This is a genomic window from Allobosea sp. P2_A10 (genome assembly GCF_056405115.1).
Map to the genome: position 1 here is coordinate 166,973 of NZ_JBFUCS010000009.1, position 21,311 is coordinate 188,283.

Genomic DNA, 21,311 nt, shown 5'->3' on the forward strand with positions numbered 1-21,311 from the left:
CAAGTGCGTCTTGTAGCGATCGAAGATCCGCGCTATGTAGTCACTTGTAGTCACATCGGTGATCGCCATGAGAGAAGTTCAGTTGCGTGAGGCGAAAGCCTCGCTGTCTGCATTGCTGGATCGAGCCATCGCAGGAGAGCCGGCGCTGATCACGCGGCATGGCCGCAAGGAAGCGGTGGTTCTTTCTTTCGCCGAATATCAGCGACTCTCGAACGTGCCGAGCTTCGGCGAATTGCTGGCTGCCTTTCCGGGAGAGCCCGGCGACATTCCCGAGCGCGACCGCTCCCTGCCGCGCGACATCGATCTTTGATGTATCTGCTCGATACCGACGTTCTCTCGGCGTCGGCTCCGACCAAGCCACAGCAGCAGCAAGACTGGCTTCATTGGCAGGTTCGTGCCAGCGACAGTCTTTTTCTGTCGACCATGACAATCGCAGAGATCGAACGCGGCATCTGCGCGTCTCTACGTCAAGGCGCAACGACGAAGGCGTCTCGGCTGAGACAGTGGATCGATGCGATCGAGCATCTCTACGGCGACCGCATTCTGCCTCTCGATCTCAATGTCGCCCATATGGTGGGAATGATGCTCGACAAGGCGCGAGGCGAGGGAGCGAGCCTTGCCGATCTCGTTATCGCCGCCACGGCCATGGCTCACGGCCTTACGCTGCTGACGCGGAACGAGCGACATTTTCGGCCGCTCGGTATTGCTTGGCTCAATCCTTTCACCGAGTTGCCGCCGCTTTGAGCGTTCACCCTCACAAGGCCTCGGCATAGCTCCTGAACGCATCGCGCACGATGCCGATATGGGCTCGCATCGCCTCGACCGCGCTGGCATGGTCGCCGCGCAGGATCGCCAGCACGATCAGGTCGTGCTCCTGATAGGAACCGCCAAGCCGCCCGGTCGCGCGAAACTGCGCGCGGCGGAACGGCGCGACGCGGGCGCGGGTCATCAGCGTGATCTCGGCGAGATAGCCGTTATGCGACCCCGCATAGATCGCGCCATGGAACGCCTCGTTCATCTCGTGATAGCGTAGTGGATCGCCCTTCTGCACCAGCGCGCGCAACTCGTTGTGCAGCGCCTCGAGCCTGCGCCGCTCGGGCGTCGTCATGTTGCGCGCAGCCATCCCGGCGCAGAGCGCCTCGAGTTCGGCCATGGCCTCGAACATGTCGTTGAGCTGACTCGGCGTCGGAAGCGCCACCACCGCGCCACGATGCGGCCGGACGCTGACGAGCCCCGATGACGAGAGCTGCCTGATTGCCTCCCGCACTGGCGTACGCGAGACGCCGAAGCGGGCGGCAAGCTCCTGCTCGTCGAGCGGCGTACCGGGTTCGAGCACGCCCGAGACGATCTCGTCGGCGATCTGCAGCCTTAGCGTCTCCGTGCGCGTGCGCGGCTGGCCTGGCGGCTTCGATTTCGCAGCAAGAGCGGTGCTTGGAGACATGATCAGCAGGATCGGTGGCGATGTGGAGCAGCGATTGCCGCCATAGCAGAACTGCGACAGCAGGTCACGGCGCTACGCTCCAGGCACTCATTCCGCGATCATGCTGACATGGGCGGCGACGACCCGCCAGCCCTCGGGAAACTTCACCCAGGTCTGGCTCTGCCGGCCGATCTTGCCGGGGATGCTCTCGCGCCGGTACAGCGTGTTGGCGGTCGCCATGGCATCGCCATAGCTCGTGATCACCGTGCGATAGATCTCGCGCATCACCCCGACCGGCGAGCGCGCCGAGCGAAACGCCGCGATCTCGCTGTAGCCGTAGAGGTTTTCGGCCACCCCGTAGCGCAGGGTCTCCGGCGCGTTCCTGAACAGAGTGTCGAGCATCGCGACATCGTTCGTCGTCAGCGCTTTTTCGTAAGTCGCGAAGGCGGCTTCGACCTCGGCGAGCACGGCGGGATCGTTGATCTTCATGAAGGCGTCTCCAAACTATTGTCATTCCGGGGCTTCGCAGCGCCCCGGAATGACAGGGTGGTCACAGCGGCGGATGCGGAATCGCCGTCAGCAGCTCCTTGGTATACTCCGCCTGCGGATTGCCCAGAACCTCCTCGGCGGTGCCCTGCTCGATGATCTGCCCGGTCTTCATCACGATCACCCGATCGCAGAGCAGCCTGACCACATTGAGGTCGTGCGAGACGAAGAGGTAGCTCATGCCTAGGCGCCCCTTCAGCTCCTCCAGCAGATTCAGCACCACCGCCTGCACGGACACGTCCAGCGCAGCCGTCGGTTCGTCGAGGATGACAAGATCGGGGTCGAGCGCGATGGCGCGCGCGATGCCGACACGCGCCTTCTGTCCCCCGGAAAGCTGATGCGGGAAGCGGTCGATCAGCTCGACCGGCAGGCCGACGAGCTTGGCCAGTTCCTCGCAGCGGGCTCGCAGCGCGTCGCGACCCTTGACCTCGCCCATCCGCATGATCGGGTCGGCGATGGCGCGTTCGGCCGTGAAGCGCGGATTGAGGCTGTCGGTCGGGTCCTGGAAGACCATCTGGATGCGCCGGCGATGCGGCGACGCGGCGAACTCCCTGGCGGGAATGGCGCCGATATCGGTGCCGTCGAAGATGATCCTGCCGCCGCTCGGGTCGATCAGCCGGGTCACCATCATCGAGGTCGTCGACTTGCCGCAGCCGGATTCGCCGACGAGCCCCAGCGTCTCGCCCCTGGCGACGGTGAAGCTGATGCCGTCGACGGCGCGGAAGGCCGATTTCGGGGCTTCGGCCTTGCCCATCAGTTTCGCGAAGAAGGAGCCGGTCTCTGGCCTTGGGTACTCCTTCACCAGCGCCTCGACGCTGAGCAGCGGCTGCGCACTCGCCGCCGCATCGGGGCTGGCGCGCATCGGCGCAGACTCGGTCTTCGGCGCATCGGGCAGGAGATCGGCGAGCGACATGCCGATGCGCGGCGTCGCCTGCATCAGCTTGCGGGTGTAAGCGTGCTGGGGGTTCCTGAAGATCTCGCTGGCCAGCGCCGTCTCGACCACCTTGCCCTTTTCCATCACCACGACCTTGTCGCAATAGGCGGCGGCGAGGCCGAGATCATGCGTGATCAGGATCGTCGACATACCTCGCTCGCGGGTGAGTTCGACGACGAGGTCCATCACCGCCTTCTGCGTGGTGACGTCGAGCCCGGTGGTCGGCTCGTCGGCGATCAGCAATTGCGGCTGGCAGGCGATGGCGAGAGCGATCACGACGCGCTGGCACATGCCGCCCGAGAGCTCGAACGGATAGGCGTCGTAGCGTTCCTCGGGCCGGGCGATCTTGACCTTGGTCAGGGCCTCGATCGCCTTCTCGCGCGCGGTTGCCCGCGTCGCCTGGACATGCTGCAGCAGCACGTCCTCGATCTGCTTGCCGACCTTGCGGATCGGGTTCAGCGCGGCACGCGGGTTCTGGAAGATCATCGAGATCTCGCGCCCGCGCAGATCGCGCATCTGCGTCTCGTCGGCCGCCACCAGATCGACGCCGGAAAACGAGATCGAACCCTCCGCCACCCTGCCGGCCCGGTCGAGAATGCGCACCACGGCGTAGGACGTCACCGATTTGCCTGAGCCGGACTCGCCGACGATGGCGATCGTCTCGCCCTTGGCGACGCTGATGTCGATCGACTTCACCGCCTGCACCGCGCCGCGGCGGGTGGCGAACTCGACGGTGAGGTTCTTGATGTCGAGGAGCGGCGTCGCGGTCATGACATGGCCCTCAGTTGCGGCGCTGAGGATCGACGAGGTCGCGCACGCCGTCGCCGAGCAGGTTGAAGCAGAACACCGCGATCATCAGCGCGAGACCCGGGAAGAAGGCGATCCACCATTCGCCCGAGACGATGAAGCTCGCGCCTTCCGCCACCATGATCCCCCATTCCGGCGTCGGCGGCCGCACGCCGAGCCCGATGAAGGAGAGCCCCGCCGCATTCAAAATGGCGTAGCCCATGGTCAGCGACATCTGCACGGCCATGATCGGCATGATGTTGGGGACGATCTGCGTCAGCAGAAGCCGCCAGTCGGAATTGCCCGACAGCCTTGCCGCCTGCACGAAGCCGGCATCGCGCCGGACATTCGCTTCGGCGCGCGCGACGCGGGCATAGAGCGGGAAATTGATGATGGCGGTGGCGATGACGATGTTGGTGACGCTGTTGCCCAGTGCCGCGACGATGCCCATCGCCAGCACGAACAGCGGAAACGCCATGATCGTGTCGGCGATGCGCCCAACGACCTTGTCGACCCAGCCGCCGAAGAAGCCCGCGCTGACGCCGGCAAGCCCGCCGAGCACGAAGACGAGCGCCACCGAGGCGACCGCGATGGTGAAGTCGAGCCGCGTCGCCGCGACGACGCGGCTGAGGATGTCGCGGCCGAGCTGGTCGGTACCGAACCAGTGGGCGGCGCTTGGCCCCTGCAACGCGACGTTTGTGTTGCTCGCCAGCGGGTCATAAGGCACGATCGAGGGGCCGAGTATCGCTGCGAGCACGATCAGCGCAAACAGCCCGAAGGCGAGCCCCGTGACCGGGTTTTCCGAGACGATGTGGCGCGCATGGGCCCAGATGCTGGTCGACGGCGGGGCCTCGAAGCGGAGCGCCGGGGCCGGCTCGACTTTTGTCATGTCGTTCACGACCTCAGCCCTCCAGCCTGACGCGGGGATCGATCACGCCGTAGAGCACGTCGATCATCAGGTTCAGCGCGACGTACATGACCGCCATGGTCAGCACGAACCCCTGGATCGGGGCGTAGTCCGACGCGATCAGCGCCTCGACCGCGTAGGAGCCGACGCCGGGCCAGGCGAAGACCTTCTCGACCAGCACATTGGCCCCGAGCAGGAAGGAGAACACCATGCCCAGCGTGGTGACGACCGGCAGCATGGCGTTGCGGAAGGCGTAGGTGCCGATGACCTTGCCGTTGGAGAGGCCGCTGGCGCGGGCGGTGCGGACGAAATCGGCGCCGAGAACCGCCAGCATCGAGGCGCGCGTCATGCGTGTGATCGGCGCGAGCGAGAAAATGCCCAGCGTCACGGCGGGCAGGATCAGTTGCGAGAATGCGGCGCGGAAGGTCTCGAAATCACGCGCCAGCAAAGTGTCGATCAGAAGAAGCCCGGTCACACGCGCCGGCTCCGAGGCAAAGGCGTCGAGCCGTCCCAGCGGAGCAGGCGACCAGCCGAGGATGAAATAGAACACATAGACCAGCAGCAGCCCGGTGAAGAACACCGGCAGCGAGACGCCCGCCGTGGCGACGACGCGGCAGAGATGATCGACCCAGGAGCCCTGCTTCACCGCCGCCAGCACGCCGAGCGGCAGCGCTACCGCCATCGCCAGGATCAACCCCGCCAGCGTGAGTTCCGCCGACGCCGGCAGCCGCGCCGCAAGATCCTTCGTCACCGGCTGCCCGGTCGTCAGAGACTGGCCGAGATCGCCCTTCACCAGCGCCGAGACATAGGAGACGAACTGAACCGGCAGCGGCTGGTCGAGCCCGAGCTTGCCGCGGATTTCGGCGATCGCCTGCGGCGTCGCGGCGGGACCGGCGAAATAGGCCGCCGTATCGCCGGGCAGCACCCGCGTGAGCAGGAAGGTGACGATGATCACGCCGATGATCGACGGGATCGTTGTCATCAGCCGCGCGCCGATCATGCGAAGCATGCCGTCATCCTCTCACTGTGAACGTTGCCGCTGCGGCACCTCCCTCAGCCCTCATCCTGAGGAGCGCTCCGCGGGAGCGCGTCTCGAAGGATGCTCCAGATGCTTCCGGAGCCGCCTGGACCATCCTTCGAGACGCCGCTTCGCGGCTCCTCAGGATGAGGGCTGAGAGTTGATGACGACTCATGCGTGTCTCACGCGCCCTTGGTCAGGTAGCGGAAGTCCGGCTCGCGGCAGGGCTGGAACTGGTAGCCGCCGATCGACTTCTGCAGCGCGACGTCATGGGTCGGCTGGTTGATCGGCACCATCGGCACCTCGTTCTCCACCAGCTTGATGAAGTCGAGGACGTTGGCGTCATAGGCGGCCTTGTCGGGCGCGAAGCGGGCGGCATCGACGAGCTTGTCCAGCGCCGGGTTCTGGTAGGCGGCGATGTTGAAGATCGAGTTGTTGCCGTGCATCGTCCAGAACAGGTAGTAGTCGGGATAGTCGAGCCAGCCGGCGAAGCGGTTCAGCACCATCGGATTGGTCTTCTTGGCGATCTCGGTGCGGAAGTTCGCGCCCGGCACCTTGTTGATCTCGACCGTGATGCCGATCGCGGCCAGCGCTTCTTTCATCAGCACCGCCATCGGCTCGGCGACGGTCGCATTGCCGGCGTCGAAATAGAGCGTCGTCGAGAACGGGCCGCCGGCCGCATCGACCAGCGCCTTGGCCTTGGCGACGTCGCTCTTGTAGGGGAAGGCCTGCGGCCAGGCGACCTTGGGCGTCGTGCCGCCCGACATGTCGACGCCGCGGCCGAAGAGCGAGGCCTGCAGGATCTTCTCATAGGGCATCACCCAGGCCACGGCCTGGCGCAGGCGGACATCCTTGAACGGGCCGACCTGCGTGTTGAGATAGCAGCCCCAGACGCCGTTGGGGATGGGAACGCCGACGACATTGACCTTGCCGGCGTCGAGCAGATCCTTGAAGTCCTTTGGCGGCAGCCCGTACGAGACATCCGCGTCGCCGCGCTCCATCAGGGCCCGCCGCGTCGAGGGCGAGGCGATGTCGCGCGCGATGACGCGACGCAATTGCGGCAGCTTTCCAGATTTCCAGGCGTCGTTGCGGACATAGATCGTCTCGACGCCAGGCTTCCAGCTCTCGACCTTGTAGGCGCCGCCGCCCGCGATGTTGTTCTTCAGGTACTCCTTGGCGTGGGGATCGCCGGCGGCGTTCGCCATTGCCAGTTCGGAGTCGAAGACGAAGGGGATCGTGACGGCGAGGTTCGGCAGGGTCATCTTGTCCTTTCGGACGAAATCGACCCGGAAGGTGCTGTCGTCGACGACGACGAACTGCTCGGGCTTCTCCAGCGATCCGGCGTTCATCTGGGTCGTGGCGAAACCGCCGATGGTGCAGGCCCGGTCGAGCGACCACTTCACGTCCTTGGCCGTCACCTTGCGGCCGGAATGGAAGGTCGTGTCACGCAGCTTGAAGGTGCAGCTCATGCCGTCGGACGCGACCTGCCAGCTCTCGGCCAGTTCGCCCTCGAGCTCGCCCATCGAGACCTGGTTGCCGCCGCCGGTCGGGATCGGCACCGGCTTGAAGCGCAGCAGCCGATCATAGCAGTTCAGCGCCACGCCATTGACCGGCTGCGACGAGCCGATGCCCTGCATGTCCAGGCTGTTGGGGCCATATTCCTGCACCAGCAACAGGGTCTCGGCCCGGCTCGGCGCCTGTGCCTGCGCGCCTCCGGCCCGCGCGACGAAAGGAGCGGCCAGGCCGGCGGCGATGGCGGTGCGGCGTGTGATGGTCATGGATCGATCCTTCAATGCGCGGTCGGGCGGGCATGCACCAGCGCCCGAAACAGGAGGGCGCCGGCAGGCAAAGATGGAAGGGCCGATGCACAGAGCATGCCGCTCCGGAACGCCGTTGAAATCGCTCTGGAACAGACGCAGCCCGGCGCTGTCGTGGGGTCGCGGCCGGGCCTGGAAAAGCCGTTTCTGGAAGAATTAGCCGCGAGAACGCTGCGCAAAGAGCGATTCCGCAAACGTTAGCGAATCGCTAACGCCGGCAGGCGCGCGACGCCTCCTGCGCGCCCGAGATGGTCAATCGCCATGCAACATGTATGCAATGCGCAATTTATGATTATTTTTTAGGCTGACAGGCCACGCTGCCTTGGACTGGGCTACGATTCGAGAACATGGGCCTTGCCGCGCACGACGAGACGCACGCGGGTCCCGACCTCGGGAAGTTCGAGGCCGGACGAACGGACCAACACTCGCATCGCCGGCTCGTCTCCCGGGCCCGTGACAGCCACGACGATAGCGCACAAAGCTCCGCTGAACTCGACCTCCTCGACGACGCCGTGCCGGGCGCTGGCTTCGGCGACCGGCATCGCCGAGAGCTGGATCTGCTCGGGACGCAACATGATCTGGCCAATACCCCGCGGCCCGGCGGACTCGACGGGAATGCGCCCCAGCGCGCAATCGGCGACGCCGTCGCCGATCCGTGCATCGAGCACGGTCGCGTCACCCATGAAGAGCGCGGTTTCACGATCCTTCGGCCGCCAGTAGAGGGTGCTTGGCGTGTCGACCTGCACCAGCCGCCCGCGCCGCAACACCGCAACGTGGTCGGCGAAGGAGAGTGCCTCGGCCTGGTCGTGCGTCACCAGGATTGCGGTGATCCCCGCCTGCTCCAGCACCCGCATCACCGATTTGCGGACCGTCTCGCGCAAGCCGGTATCGAGCGCCGAGAACGGCTCGTCGAGCAGCATCAGCGCGGGCTTGCGGGCGAGCGCGCGGGCCAGCGCCACGCGCTGCTGCTGGCCGCCGGACAATTCGTGCGGACGGCGTTTGAGCATGGTGCGGTCGAGTTCGACCATGTCCATCAGCTCGCCGATGCGGGCCTCGCGCTCCAACTCGTTGGAATCGAGGCCGAAGCCGATATTCCCGGCGACGTCGAGATGCGGAAAAAGCGCGCCGTCCTGCGGCACATAGCCGATGCCGCGCCGATGCGCCGGCGCGATCAGCGGCCCATCCGCCAGAACCCGCCCGTCCAGCGTGACGCGGCCGGCATCGGGCGCCTCGAACCCGGCGACGATGCGCAACAGCGTGGTCTTGCCGGAGCCCGATGGACCCACGATCGCGGTGCGGCTGCGCGCCGGCACGACGAGGGCGATGCCCTCGAGCGCCTGCACCGCGCCATAGCGCTTGCCGACGCCGCTGATCTCCAGTTGGCTCACAGTCCGGCGGCCCGGCGTGACTGGGCGTGCAGAATTGCGGTTAGCGGCAAGGACAACGCGATCATCAGCGCGGCATAGGGCGCGGCCGCCGCGTAGTCGAGTTCGTTCGTCAGCGACCAGAATTCCGTCGCCAGTGTGCGCGTGCCGTTGGGGGCCAGCATCAGCGTCGCCGTGAGTTCGGTTGTGACGCCCATTGCGACGAGCGCCATGCAGGCGGCGACGCCGGGCGCCGCCAGCCGCAGCGTCACCGACAGGATTGCCATGACGGGCCGGCGTCCGAGCGCGATCGCCGCACGTTCGAGTTCGACCGGCACCTGCGCGATGCCGGCGCGCAGGCCCACCAGCGCGCGCGGCAGGAACATCAGCCCATAGGCGAGCAGCACGGTCGCGACGCTCTGGTAGAGCGGCAGCGCCACCCTCACCGTGATCGTCACCAGCGCCAGCGCCACGACGACGCCCGGCAAGGCTCCGACATAGGAATGGCAGCCCTCCATCACGCGTTGCATTTTTCCAGGCGAGCGCACCGACAGCCACGCCATCGGCAGGGCGGCGAGCGCCGTAACCAGAGCCCCGCCCAAAGCGTAGAGCAGCGTCTGCCCCAGCGCGGATGCCAGCGCCGGCGCCTGCCAGACCGCGCCTCCGCCCGAGGCAAGCCAGCGGCCAAGCGCATAGACGGGCACGCCCAGGCCCAACCCCGCCAGCGTCAGCGGCAGAAGCAAAAGCGCGAAACGCCAGGCGCCGAGCGGCTGCCGCGTCACGGGCCGGGGCGCGCCGGCGCCCAGCCGGGCGTAGCGCGCATCGCCCCGCAGCAGCAGTTCGAGCCCCAGCAACCCGAGGCAGGACAGCACGAGAACGCCGGCCAGCATATTGGCGGCCGGGCCGTTATAGCTCGACTGGAACTGGTCGATGATCGCGGTGGTGAAGGTGTCGAAGCGGATCATCGCGTAGAGGCCGTATTCGGCCAGAAGATGCAGGCCGATCAGCAGCGAGCCGCCGGCGATCGCCAGCCGCAATTGCGGCAGCACGACGCGCAGGAAAACGTGCGCCGGATCGAGCCCGAGCGAGGCGGCCGTATCTTCCAGCGCCGGATCGAGCCGGCGCATCTGCGCCGCGATCGGCAGATAGAGAAACGGCAGATAGGCCAGGACCGAAACCAGCACGGCGGCGAAAAGCCCGTTCATGCCCGGCGCGACACCGATCCAGCCATAGGAATGCACAAAGGCGGGGATCGCCAGCGGCGCAACCGCGAGCCAGGACCAGAGCCGCGCGCCCGGCAGATCGCTGCGCTCGGTCAGCCAGGCCAGCGCCACCGCCAGCACGATGCAGGGCGGCAGCGTCAGCGCTTCGAGCAGCAGCGTGTTGACCAGCAATTCGCCGACGCGAGGGCGCAGGATAAGCGCCGACGCCGTCTCCCAGCCGGTCTGGACCGCGATCCAGAAGATGAAGCCAAGTGGCAGCAGCGCCAGCAGCGAGACGCAGGCCGCAAGCACCATCAGCGACTTGCCGGCAAGCTGCCGGTCGCGCCGCAGCGGCAGCGCGGGAAGCGAGAATCCGGCATCGCCGGTGCGGGAGGTGGCTGACAGCGTCATGTCCGGAAGCAAAGCAGCCACATCCAGAGAGACTGCGGCGGAATCTCAAATCCCACCGCAGTCTCTCCGGCTGTGGACAGCGGGATCAGAGGATTCCGGCCGCGGTCATCAGTTCGGTGACCTTCTTGCTGTCGAGCTTCGAGGGTTCGACCTTCGGCGCCTGAAGCTTAGCGATCGGCTCAAGCTTCGGATTGGACGCAGCGTCGTTGCCGATGGCGTATTCGAAGGAATCGCCGTCCCGCAGCACGGCCTGGCCATGCTTGCCGGCCATCCATCGCACGAAGGCCTCGGCCTCCTTCTTGTGCTTGCTGGTCGCCAGCACGCCCGCGCCCGAGGTGCTCAGGAAAGCGCCGGGATCCTGGTTGCGAAAATAATGCAGGCCGATATTGCCGCTGTTCTCGGCCGTCTTCGCCTGATCGCCGAAATAGTAATAGTGATAGATCACCGCGCCATCGACCTCGCCGGCATTGACGGCCTTCATGGCGGTGCTGTTGCCGCGATAGGCGGTCGAGTTCGCCTTCATCGCCTTGAGCCAGTCGGCGGTGACCTTCTCGCCCTTGAGTTCGAGCAGCGCGCCGACGATCGCCTGGAAATCCGCGCCCGAGGGCGATGCTGCCCAATGGCCCTTCCACCTGGCGTCGGCGAGATCGAGCATCGACTTCGGCAGGTCGGCGTCCTTCAGCTTGCGCTTGTCGTAGACGAAGACGGTGCTGCGGGCGGCGACGCCGATCCAGCGGCCGCTCTCGGGCCGGAAGTTGGCCGGCACCTCGGCGAGCGTCTCCTTGGACAGGGTCGCGAACAGGCCGGCCTTCTCGACCAGCACCATCGCGGGCGAATTCTCGGTCACGAACACATCGGCGGGCGAGGCCGCGCCTTCCTGCACGATCTGGTTGGCGAGTTCGGTGTCGCCGCCCTTGCGGATCGTCACCTTGATGCCGGTTTCCTTGGTGAAGCCGTCGGCCCAGGCGCGGGTCAGGCTCTCATGCTGGGCGTTGTAGACGACGATGCCATCGCCGGCTCCCTGAGCTTGGGCGAGACCGGAAACTCCGGTGAGCATGACGGCAAGCGCGGCGACGCGAAGCGGAAAAGACGAAAGCATTGTCATGGCAACCTCGATAAACGCTGGTCCATAAGGAGACGGACCAAGTATCGAGGCTTAGATTCCCGCTATCCGGGGCTGTCAATTTCTATGTTTTCTCTTTGGAATAAGGAAAAACTGGAGAACCCCGACGCGCGAATTCGTGATCGCGCTATCGGTTCCTCGCCAACATCTCGCGGCACGGCGATCGTGCGCTGCAGATCCGTGCGGCGGGCCGGAAATGGTGGGGGCGGCAGGACTCGAACCTGCAACCAGACCGTTATGAGCGGTCGGCTCTAACCATTGAGCTACACCCCCGACGTGCGGCTGGATATCACACTCGTTCTGCGGGTTCGACTGGGCTCGCAGAGATTTCCCAGTCAAGTCCAGACCCGGGCACGCAAGCGTTTCGGGCAGGCCGCAAAGCGATGGCCCCGGCGGCTGGCTGCGACCGGGGCCTTTTCGATCGTGAACCGGCTCCGTCTCAGGCTGCTTCGGCGATCTCGTGCTCGTCGCGATTCCCGGCGAGGTGGCTTTCGGCCACATGGCCCTCGCGGAACTGGAAGCGGCCGATATGCTCGGTCAGCGCGCGCGTCTGCTCGTCGGTTAGGGCCAGCGCCGCATTGGTCTCCTCGACCAGCGCCGCGTTCTGATGGGCCATGGTGCCGATCCCGTCGATCTCGTTGTTGATCGCCGAGACGTCGCTGGCCTGGCTCTTGGCGGTCTGCGAGATGCCGTTCATCAGTCCGGTCAGATCGTTCACCGAGGCGACGATCGCCTCGAACATCGCCGAGGTCTCCTCGACCAGGCTGACGCCGACCTTGACGTCGCCATGGGCGGCCTCGACCAGCTTCTTGACGTCGTTGGAGGCGTCGGCCGAGCGCTTGGCGAGGCTGCGGACTTCGGTGGCGACCACCGCGAAGCCGCGGCCGCTGTCGCCGGCCCGCGCCGCTTCCACCGCCGCATTGAGCGCCAGCAGATTGGTCTGGAAGGCGATTTCGTCGATCATTGCGATGACCTCGGAGATCTTGCTGGACGAGGCGCGGATGCGGTGCATCGCTTCCAGCGCGGAGGCCACGACCTTTTCGCCCTGCTGGGCGCGGGCCTCGGCGCCTTCGGCCATGCCGGTGGCCTGGGCAGCCTCGGCGGCAGTCTTCTTGACGGTCCCGGCGAAGGCGGTGAGCTGGTTTGTCGCCATCGAGACGGCGTTGCTCTCCTCGCTGGTGCGCTCGGCGAGATCGGTGACGCCGTCGAGAATTTCGCTGGTGGCGCTGCGAACCGCGGCGACAGTGTTCGACAGGCGCGCCAGCGTGCTTTCGAACTCCTCGGCCAGACTGTTGGTGCCCTGCTTCAGCTCGGCGAAGGCGCCCTGATAGAGGCCCTCGACGCGCGTCGAAAGATGGCCGGCCGAGAGCTCGCCGAGCACCTCGCAGGTCTCGGTGAGGCCGGTCTGCACGGTCTCGAGCAGCGAATTGACCGAACCGGCGAGCGCATTCAGCTCGCCATCGGCGAAATTGGCCTCGACGCGGCGGCTGAAATCGCCGGCGGCGGCAGCCGAGACGACGACGCCGAAGGCCTCGCCGAGTTCGGCCATCATCTGGCGGCGCTGCTCAAGGGCGCGCGCATCGTCGTCGACCTTGGCGGCCTCCGCGGCGCGCAGCGCCACCGCATTGTCGCGGAACAGCAGCACGCTCTTGGAGATGTCGGCGATCTCGTCATTGCCCTTGGTCTGGACGACCGTTTCGAGCTCGCCATTGGCGATGGCGCGCGTCGCGGTCCAGAGCCGGTTCAGGCGGCCCACGATCATCGGGCGGACGTAGAACAGCGACAGCGCGAGCGCCATCAGCAGCGAGCCGATGCCGACGCCACCCAGCCACATCTTGCTCTGCTCGATCAGTTCGCTGGTCGAATGGCTGGCGGCGACAGCCTCGCTGCGTGCGCCCTGGACGAGCTTGTCGACCTGTGTGCGCAATCCGACGGCGGCCTTGTCGACCTCCTTCAGGCCGGCCGTAATCGCTTCCTGGGTGGTGATGTCGCGCTGACGGATGCCGACGACGCCGTCGCTGCCCTCGCCGACATCGACGACGGCGTTGATCGAGCGGGAGCGGGCCTGGTTGGCGACGATCTTGTCGGCCGCTGCCATGTCCTTGCGGATTCGCAGCACGGTGGCGGAAAAGCGCTCGCGCGCCGTGCCGAGCCGGGACTTGTCCTCGATCTGGGCGATCTCGCGCAGCATGCCGATGAGTTCGTTGACCTGCGCCTCGAGCTTGCGGGCGATGTCGAAGGCCGGGAAATCACGCTCGTTCAGGCCTTTGAGAGCCGTATCGAGATCGGCTCCGCTCAGGCCTTTCACGCTCTCGATGCCCATCACGACGTTGAACTGCGCCTCGTCGGCTTCGGCGCCGACCGCCTTGACGAAGTCCTCGCGCGCCTTGCCGAGCTGTTCGAGCGAGGCCTGCATGGCCGCGACATTGCGCAGCCGGGCGCCGGTCAGGTCGTTGATGTCGTTGATCTGGCGCGACAATTCGTCGACGCCCTTCTGCACCGGTTTCATATCGACGCCACCGAGTCCGCCGATCCGGCGGATCAGGTCGAACTGGCGCGCCTCGATCTTGTCGAGCTCGCCCGTCAGCGCGGCGCGCTGCTGCACGGTCTCGACATTCATGAAGCGCGGCGCCAGCGCGGTCGACTGCGTCGCGGCCTGGGAGAGTTCGAGCGCAAGCTCCACGGTGGGCATCTTGCGCTCGACCATCGCGTTGACGGTCGCGTTGATGCGGTCATAGGAGAGCCACGCGACCAGCGAAGCCGCGATCGTCAGCACGGTCAGCAGGCCGAGCGCGGCATAGATGCGCGCGGCGATGCCGATCCGCAGCGGCGTGCGCTGGCGCGCGGGCTTGCTGGCCTTCGTCATAGGTCGCTTCTCCGAAATGCTACGCAACGCGTGGAGTGACGTCAGGCCGTCAAGGACGAGACCGACTTGAACTTGCCGTCGGCGCCGATCACCGTGAGGTAGACGTCGTCCGAGCCCTGATTGTCATTGGGGCCGAACGCCATCTTGAAGCCGCCGAGATCGAACGAGCCGTTGGTCAGCGCGGCCATGAAGGCGGCGCGCGTCGGCTCCTTACCGGCCTTTTCGAGGCCCGCGATCACGGTGCGGCCGACAAGATAGCCCTCGAGCGAGACGAAGCCCGGCTCCTTGTCCTTGGCGTCGCTTGCGGCAAGCGCCGCCTGGTAGGCCTTGACCACCGGGATCGAGGCGTCGCTCGGCAGCGGCACGACCTGCGTGACGTAGACGCCGGCTCCGGCGGCGCCGAGTTCGGCGGCGAGCGCGTTCGAGCCGACGAAAGAGATGTTCATGAAGACCGGCTCGAACTTCACCTGCTTGCACAGCTTGATGAATTCGGCGCAGGGCTTGTAGGGGCCGACCATCACGACGGCCTCAGGGCCGGCCTTCCGGATTTCGAGCAGGGCGGAACGGACCGCGACCGTGTTGCGCTCGAAGGTGCCCTCGGCGACGAGGCTCATCTTGCGCCCATCCATCGCTTTCTTGACGCCGGCGAGACCGGCCCGGCCGAAGGCGTCGTCCTGGTAGAAGATCGCGATCTTGCTGAAGCCCTTGTCCTTGACCAGGCGCTCGATCCAGACCTCGGTCTCCTGGAAGTAGGAGGCGCGCACGTTGACGACATGCGGCAGGTAGGGGTTGCGCAGGCCCTCGGCCCCGGTGAAGGCGCCGATAAAGGGCAGGCCCGCATCCTTGGCGATCGGATGGGCGGCCATCGCGGTCGGCGTGCCGACCGGACCGACGAGCGCGAAGACGTCCTTGGCGATCAGCGCCTTGGTCGCGTCGATCGATTTGTTGGGCTCGTAGCCGTCGTCCTGCGTCACCAGTTCGAGCTTGCGTCCGTTGACGCCGCCCTTGGCGTTGGCCTCGGCGAAAGCGGCCATCAGGCCGTCACGCATGCCCAGCCCCAGCGCGCTGGCGGGCCCCTCGAACACGGCCGCCTGGCCGAGCACGATCTTGTCGGCCATCACGCCGGTCTCGGCGAAGGCGCGGGCGGGAAGGAGCGACGCTGCGGCGCCGGTGGCAAGGCCAGTCAGAATATCGCGACGATGAAGCACGGTTTATTCCCCCGGAATCTTTTTTGATCGGTCTGTCGGCATAGGCCTCTTGACCGTGAAGATTGGAGGAATGGGCTTAAAGAACGCTTAAGCAGGCGGATTCTTCTGAATCACTCGCTCATGCGCCCCATTCAGCTTTCGTTAGCGCCTGCGACGAATGTGAGTCCGCGGTTGTCGCGGTCAGGCCTCGGGCGACGCGGGCACCGGGCGCGGCCGGCCCTCCTCGTCGATCGCAACGAAGGTGAAGGTCGCATCGGTGACCTTCTCGTGCAGCGTCGTGCGGAAGCGCCTTGCCCAGGCCTCGACATGGATCTTCATCGAGGTCCGGCCGATCTTCTCGACCTCGGTGTAGACGCTGAGCACATCGCCGACCTTGACCGGCCGGATGAAAGTCATCGCGTCGACGGCGATCGTCACCACCCTCCCCTGCGCCCGGTCGACGCCGGCGATGCCTCCAGCCGCGTCCATGCGCGACATCACCCAGCCGCCGAAGATGTCGCCATTGGCGTTGGTGTCGGCCGGCATGGCGTTGACGCGCACGGTCAGGTTGCCGCGCGGCTCTTCCTCGGGCGTCAGGCCGGGTTCGGTCATGGCGGCGTCGTCTCCAGTTCGCACGCGCTAGCAAACACGCCGCGTCATTCCGGGCAAGCGCGGCGCGGACCTGGAATCCATCGCCGAGCTCAGCGCCTTATGATGGATTCCCGATCGGCGCCGCTGTCGCGGCCTGTCCGGAATGACGGCCTTGGTGACCGATCACGCCCGCCCCAGCTCCTTGCGCACCAGCGCCGCGCCCTGCGCCAGCGCCGCGAGCTTGCCATAGGCGACTGGGAACGACATCGGCGCGAGCCCGCAATTGGTGCAGGGGAAAAGCTTCTCGGGCGCGACGAACTTCAGCACCTCGCGGATCGAGGCGGCAACCTCCTCTGGCGTCTCGATGGCGTCCGTCGCCACGTCGATCGCGCCCGCCAGCACATCCTTGCCGTCGAGCAGCCTGATCAGATCCAGCGGCACCTTCGAGTTCCGGCATTCCAGCGAGACCTGCCCGATCGAGCTCTTCGCGATCGCCGGGAAGGTCTGCTCGTAGTGGCGCCACTGCTCGCCGAGCGTCGCCTTCCAGTCGATATTGGCCTTGATGCCGTAGCCGTAGCAGATGTGCACCGCGGTGGTCGCGGTCAGCCCCTGCACCGCGCGCTCCAGACAGGCGATGCCCCAGTCGGAGACCGCCTCCATATAGACGTTGTAGGCCGGCTCATCGAACTGGATGACGTCGACGCCGATCGCCTGCAGCTCATGCGCCTCCTCGTTCAGCGCGGCCGCGAAGGCCATGGCGAGGTCTTCGCGCCGGCCGTAATGCTCGTCGGCGATGGTGTCGACGATCGTCATCGGACCGGGCAGCGTGAACTTGAGCTTGCGCTTCGTATGCGCCCGCGCGGCCTCCGCCTCCATGCGATGCACCGCGCCCTTGCGCCGGATCGGCCCGGTCACGGTCGGAACCTCCGCCTTGTAGCGGTCGTTGCGGATGCCCATGATCGTCTTCTTGGCGAAGTCGATGCCGTCCAGATTGGCCAGGAAGCCGTGCACGAAATGCACCCGCGCCTGCTCGCCGTCGCCGACGATGTCGAGGCCGGCATCCTCCTGCAGCTTGACCGAGAGGATGGTGGCGTCGCGCTTGCCGGCCTCCAGCGCCTCGCCCTGAAGCTTCCACGGCGCCCAGAGTTTTTCGGGCTCGGCGAGCCAGGTCGGCTTGGGCAGGCTGCCGGCGATCGTGGTCAGGAGCATGGGCGTATCCTCGGAAGACGTTTTGTCGTTGAGCCGACATCGGCCACGCGGCAGATTGCGTCAAGCGCGACGACAGCAAAGCTCTGCTGCCCCAAGGAACACGTCATGACCAATCCCCCCGCCATGATCTGCATCTCGCTGCGCTATGCCGACGGTCCGGCTATGTATGACTGGCTGATCGCCGCCTTTGGCTTCGAGAAGCTGGCAGCGCATTATTCCGACGACGGCAAGACCTTGCTGCATGGCGAACTGCGCATGGGCGACAGTGTCGTCATGCTCGGCTCGTCGGAGAACAACGAGTTCGGCAAGCTCGTCGCAAGACCAGTCGAACTCGGCGGCACCACAGCCTCGCCCTATATCGCGACCGACGACATCGACGCCCGCTGCGAACGGGCCCGCGCGGCTGGGGCCGAGATCTGCATGGAGCCGAGAGACCAGCCCTATGGCAGCCGCGACTTCATCTGCAAGGACCCGGAAGGCCATGTCTGGTGCTTCGGGACGTACCGGCCGGGAGAGAGTGCGTAATCGTACAGGCCTGGGTCAGCCTCTTCGCGTCATTCCGGACAAGCGGCGCAGCCGCGCCGATCTGGAATCCATCATAGGACACCGCCCTGCTTGATGATGGATTCCGGGTCTCCGCTTCGCTGCGCCCGGAATGACCGCGCGCTTGTCTGGGAGCAGCCTACCCTCAAGCCACCAACAGCCTTGGCCTTGCCCGCAGCATCAGCCAGCACACCACGGCGAGGTTGACCATGTTCCACGCCAGCCCGTTGAGGAACGCGACCCGGTAAGACGAAAACCAGTCGAAGATCGCGCCCGAGACATAGCCGCCGAAGGCCATGCCCAGCACCGTCGCCGACATCACGATGCCGATGCGCACGCCCGCCTCCTTGGCCGGCAGGTATTCGCGGATGATGACCGCGTACATCGGCACGATGCCGCCCTGGAACAGCCCGAAAATGCCGGTGACGATGAACAGCGAGGTCAACCCGTCGAACCAGAGATAGAGAAACAGCGCGATCCCCTGCATCAGCGCGCCCAGCGCCAGCGTCGCAACGCCGCCGATCCGGTCGGCCACGAAGCCCGAGCCGATGCGGCTGATGATGCCCAGCCCCAGCATCAGCGACAGCATTTCCGCGCCGCGCGCCACGCCGTAGCCGAGATCGCCGCAATAGGCGACGATATGAACCTGCGGCATCGCCATCGCGACGCAGCAGCAGAACCCGGCGACCGCGAGCAGCCATTGCAGCTGGCTGGCCGAGAGCCCGAGATCGCCACGCGCGCCCGCGCTCGCCGCATCGTCAGCCGCCATCTGCGCGGCCGACGGCCGGCGGCGAAAGAACAGCGACAGCGGCAGCATCACCACGAGCGCGGTCAGCCCGATGCCGATATGCGTCGCCCGCCAGCCATGATGCTGCAGCCCCCAGGTGATGACCTGCGGCCAGATCACCCCGGCGAGATAGCTGCCCGATGCGCCGAAGACGACGGCAAGCCCGCGATGTTTGCGGAACCAGTGCGAGAGATCCGCGATCAGCGGCGCAAAGCCCGCACCGCCGCCGATCCCGATCAGCAGCAGATGCACCAGCGCGAACTGCCAGAGCGTCTGCGCCATCGCGGCCAGCACATAGCCGGCGCCGAGCAGGATCGCCCCCATCACCACCGGCACGACGATGCCGTAGCGGTCGGCTATGCGACCCATGAAGATGTTGCCGAAGCCGAAGCCGAGCATGACGCAGGTATAGGGCAGCGCAGCGCCGGCCCTCAGCGTGCCGAACTCGGCCTGGACGGAGGGCAGCACGACCACGACCGACCAGGTGCCGACGCAGGCGATGGTGCCCAGCAGCAGCGACATCGCCAGCCGCAGCCAGGAATAGGATGAATCGGGCGCATAGCGCGCATCATCGGGCGCGACGCGCACATCGTGGGAAGCCATGTTTCCTCGCGCAGCCGGCTTCAGATGACGGCTTTTCTCCCGCGAGGATTAGGCGGAGCGGACCCCGCCGACAAGCGCGTGCGCGGCAGGGCCGGGCGGCGTTGGCGACGCAGCCCTGCCTCTCGCCGCAACCGGTCGGTCAATCATCTTCTTTCCAGAACGCTGCTATCCGATCAGGGCATTTTTTCAGAACTCTTGCCCGTGCTACACCGATCGGCGGAGACCTCCGAAATCGAACCGGGAACAGCAATGGATCAGCCTTTCCGCGCAATCCCTGCATCGAGCACGAACCGCGCTTGCACGGACACCCGGTCGCGATGAAGGTCTATTTCAACCAGACCTCGCCCTATGCCCGCAAGGTCAGGGTCGCGGTCCACGAGCTCGCACTCGAACCGCATTGCACACTGGTCGAGGTCGATCCCTGGGCCGAGCCCGAGGCGTTTCTCGCGGTCAACCCGCTCTCGAGGGTGCCCGCGCTGGTGCTTGACGATGGCCGCCTCGTCACCGAGAGCGACTGCATCGTCCAGTGCCTGGCCCGGCTGGCGCCGGCCAACGCGCTCCTGCCCACGGCCGCCCCGGCGCTCGATGACGCCATGATCCGGGCCGCGCTCGTGCAGGGACTGATCGACGCCAGCTTCATCTCGGTAATCGAGGGCCGGCGGCCGCAGGAGCAGCGCTGGGACGCCTGGGTCCAGCGCCAGACGAGAGCGGTCGAACGGACCACGCGCTTCATCGAGTCGAATTTCGCCCTGGCGTCCGGGCGCTTCGATATCGGCGATGTCAGCCTCGCCTGCGCGCTCGGCTATCTCGATTTCCGGCTACCCGCGCTGGTATGGCGACGGGGCAACCCCAAGCTCGCCGCATGGTTCGACGAGGCGGCGCAGCGCCCGTCGATGCGCGCGACACAGCCGTGAGGCGACAGGCATCCATGACCAGGAGAGACCGCAGACCATGACGAGCATCCGCGCCTGGCCTCTTCTAACCACCCTGCTGGCGCTCATGCCGTGTACGGCCCTGCAGGCCCAGACGCCCTACCCGTCGCGGCCGATCACGATCGTCGTGCCGTTCGCGGCGGGCGGGCCCAACGATGTGCTGGCGCGGCTGGTCGCCGACCATATGAAGGGCACGCTGGGCCAGCCCATCCTGATCGAGAACATCGCCGGCGCCGGCGGCACCACCGGCTCGGCCCGCGTCGCGCAGGCCGAGCCCGACGGCTACACGCTGGTCAGCGGCCATGTCGGCACCCACGCGGCAGCGCCCGCGCTCTATCCCAAACTGCGCTACGACCCCGTCGCCGATTTCACGCCGGTCGGCGTCGTGGCCGAGACCCCGATCGTGCTGACGACGCAGGCCAGGCTTCCGACACCGACCCTGCAGGACTTCATCGCGCTGGCGAAAGAGCGCGGCCCGGCGCTGACCTCCGGCCATGCCGGCGTCGGCTCGATTGGCCATATCAGCTGCCTGATGCTGGGCGCGGTCATCGGCATCAAGCCAGCCGAGGTCCCCTATCGCGGCTCGGCCCCGGCGCTGACCGACCTGATCGCTGGGCAATACGACTTCGGCTGCGCGCTGTTTGCCGACATCCTGCCCCATCTCCAGAGCGACCGCCTGCGCTTCCTCGTCGTTTCAGCCCCGCAGCGGGTAGCCCAACTGCCCCAGACCCCGACCGCCGCCGAGGCCGGCATCCCCGATTTCAAGGCGTCGAGCTGGTTTGCCTTCTTCCTGCCGAAAGGCGCGGCACCGGCGATCCGCGACAGACTGGCCGAGGCGTTGCTCAAGGCGCAGTCCGATCCGGTGCTGGCCCAAAAGCTGGAGAGCGTCGGCCTGCTCCTGCCGCATGCCGATGGGCGCGGCCCCGAGGCGCTGCGCCGGCGCGTGGCCGTGGAGACGCAGCGCTGGTCTGCGATCATCGGACAGGCGAAAATCAAGCTGGAGTGAAGCTGCGCCGGGCGCTCGACCGGCTGCTTGGCGCGAAGTTTGTCAGATCTTCGGGAGGC

Annotated in this window: 19 protein-coding genes and 1 tRNA gene; 5 read left to right on the forward strand and 15 right to left on the reverse strand. The window is 66.5% G+C overall.

Annotation, left to right across the window (positions count from 1 at the left end; translation table 11 throughout):
* The first annotated feature begins 67 nt into the window (after positions 1 to 67).
* Both AC1DZY_RS15030 and AC1DZY_RS15035 read left to right on the forward strand, forming a co-directional pair.
* Positions 68 to 310 carry a type II toxin-antitoxin system Phd/YefM family antitoxin gene (locus AC1DZY_RS15030; protein ID WP_476820924.1) on the forward strand — a complete coding sequence of 81 codons (243 nt, stop codon included), beginning with the start codon at positions 68 to 70 and terminating at the stop codon, positions 308 to 310.
* Positions 310 to 744 carry a PIN domain-containing protein gene (locus AC1DZY_RS15035; protein WP_476820925.1) on the forward strand — a complete coding sequence of 145 codons (435 nt, stop codon included), beginning with the start codon at positions 310 to 312 and terminating at the stop codon, positions 742 to 744. The genes AC1DZY_RS15030 and AC1DZY_RS15035 overlap by 1 nt, the downstream gene beginning before the upstream one ends.
* A gap of 10 nt (positions 745 to 754) precedes the next feature.
* Here AC1DZY_RS15035 and AC1DZY_RS15040 read toward each other — a convergent pair whose 3' ends face one another.
* The 14 genes from AC1DZY_RS15040 to AC1DZY_RS15105 form a co-directional block, all read right to left on the reverse strand.
* Complete coding sequence (locus tag AC1DZY_RS15040) at positions 755 to 1,441, reverse strand: GntR family transcriptional regulator (RefSeq protein WP_476820926.1); 687 nt, start codon at positions 1,439 to 1,441, stop codon at positions 755 to 757.
* An 87-nt stretch (positions 1,442 to 1,528) separates the two neighbouring features.
* Positions 1,529 to 1,909, reverse strand: coding sequence for an oxalurate catabolism protein HpxZ (hpxZ, locus tag AC1DZY_RS15045; protein ID WP_476820927.1), 381 nt, complete (start codon positions 1,907 to 1,909; stop codon positions 1,529 to 1,531).
* A gap of 61 nt (positions 1,910 to 1,970) precedes the next feature.
* Entirely contained in the window at positions 1,971 to 3,671 is a 1,701-nt protein-coding gene (locus tag AC1DZY_RS15050) for a dipeptide ABC transporter ATP-binding protein (protein ID WP_476820928.1), read from the reverse strand.
* Between the two features lie 10 nt (positions 3,672 to 3,681).
* Positions 3,682 to 4,575: an ABC transporter permease gene (locus tag AC1DZY_RS15055; protein WP_476820961.1), complete on the reverse strand. Its 894-nt coding sequence runs from the start codon at positions 4,573 to 4,575 to the stop codon at positions 3,682 to 3,684.
* A 13-nt stretch (positions 4,576 to 4,588) separates the two neighbouring features.
* Positions 4,589 to 5,602, reverse strand: a complete 1,014-nt coding sequence (locus AC1DZY_RS15060) for an ABC transporter permease (protein ID WP_476820929.1) — start codon at positions 5,600 to 5,602, stop codon at positions 4,589 to 4,591.
* A gap of 191 nt (positions 5,603 to 5,793) precedes the next feature.
* On the reverse strand, positions 5,794 to 7,389 hold the full coding sequence (locus AC1DZY_RS15065; protein WP_476820930.1) for an ABC transporter substrate-binding protein: 1,596 nt from the start codon (positions 7,387 to 7,389) through the stop codon (positions 5,794 to 5,796).
* A 371-nt stretch (positions 7,390 to 7,760) separates the two neighbouring features.
* On the reverse strand, positions 7,761 to 8,816 hold the full coding sequence (locus tag AC1DZY_RS15070) for an ABC transporter ATP-binding protein (RefSeq protein ID WP_476820931.1): 1,056 nt from the start codon (positions 8,814 to 8,816) through the stop codon (positions 7,761 to 7,763).
* Positions 8,813 to 10,405 carry an ABC transporter permease gene (locus AC1DZY_RS15075; protein WP_476820932.1) on the reverse strand — a complete coding sequence of 531 codons (1,593 nt, stop codon included), beginning with the start codon at positions 10,403 to 10,405 and terminating at the stop codon, positions 8,813 to 8,815. Before AC1DZY_RS15075 ends, AC1DZY_RS15070 begins: the two co-directional genes overlap by 4 nt.
* 85 nt (positions 10,406 to 10,490) lie before the next feature.
* A complete protein-coding gene (locus AC1DZY_RS15080; protein WP_476820933.1) occupies positions 10,491 to 11,510 on the reverse strand; it encodes an iron ABC transporter substrate-binding protein in 1,020 nt (339 codons plus the stop codon).
* A 215-nt stretch (positions 11,511 to 11,725) separates the two neighbouring features.
* Positions 11,726 to 11,801 (reverse strand) — tRNA-Ile (locus AC1DZY_RS15085).
* Between the two features lie 166 nt (positions 11,802 to 11,967).
* Positions 11,968 to 14,394, reverse strand: coding sequence for a methyl-accepting chemotaxis protein (locus AC1DZY_RS15090; protein ID WP_476820934.1), 2,427 nt, complete (start codon positions 14,392 to 14,394; stop codon positions 11,968 to 11,970).
* A gap of 41 nt (positions 14,395 to 14,435) precedes the next feature.
* A complete protein-coding gene (locus AC1DZY_RS15095; RefSeq protein ID WP_476820935.1) occupies positions 14,436 to 15,602 on the reverse strand; it encodes an ABC transporter substrate-binding protein in 1,167 nt (388 codons plus the stop codon).
* Between the two features lie 180 nt (positions 15,603 to 15,782).
* Complete coding sequence (locus AC1DZY_RS15100) at positions 15,783 to 16,193, reverse strand: acyl-CoA thioesterase (RefSeq protein WP_476820936.1); 411 nt, start codon at positions 16,191 to 16,193, stop codon at positions 15,783 to 15,785.
* A 162-nt stretch (positions 16,194 to 16,355) separates the two neighbouring features.
* On the reverse strand, positions 16,356 to 17,381 hold the full coding sequence (locus tag AC1DZY_RS15105) for a methionine synthase (protein ID WP_476820937.1): 1,026 nt from the start codon (positions 17,379 to 17,381) through the stop codon (positions 16,356 to 16,358).
* Positions 17,382 to 17,486: 105 nt separating this feature from the next.
* Here AC1DZY_RS15105 and AC1DZY_RS15110 point away from each other — a divergent pair, with 105 nt between their 5' ends.
* A complete protein-coding gene (locus tag AC1DZY_RS15110) occupies positions 17,487 to 17,906 on the forward strand; it encodes a VOC family protein (RefSeq protein ID WP_476820938.1) in 420 nt (139 codons plus the stop codon).
* Positions 17,907 to 18,069: 163 nt separating this feature from the next.
* Here the strand turns inward: AC1DZY_RS15110 and AC1DZY_RS15115 are convergent, their stop codons facing one another.
* A complete protein-coding gene (locus AC1DZY_RS15115) occupies positions 18,070 to 19,314 on the reverse strand; it encodes an MFS transporter (RefSeq protein WP_476820939.1) in 1,245 nt (414 codons plus the stop codon).
* Between the two features lie 296 nt (positions 19,315 to 19,610).
* Between AC1DZY_RS15115 and AC1DZY_RS15120 the strand changes: the two genes are divergently transcribed.
* Together AC1DZY_RS15120 and AC1DZY_RS15125 are read left to right on the forward strand one after the other, a co-directional pair.
* Complete coding sequence (locus AC1DZY_RS15120) at positions 19,611 to 20,228, forward strand: glutathione S-transferase family protein (RefSeq protein WP_476820940.1); 618 nt, start codon at positions 19,611 to 19,613, stop codon at positions 20,226 to 20,228.
* 37 nt (positions 20,229 to 20,265) lie between these two features.
* A complete protein-coding gene (locus tag AC1DZY_RS15125; RefSeq protein WP_476820941.1) occupies positions 20,266 to 21,252 on the forward strand; it encodes a Bug family tripartite tricarboxylate transporter substrate binding protein in 987 nt (328 codons plus the stop codon).
* Positions 21,253 to 21,311: the final 59 nt, after the last annotated feature.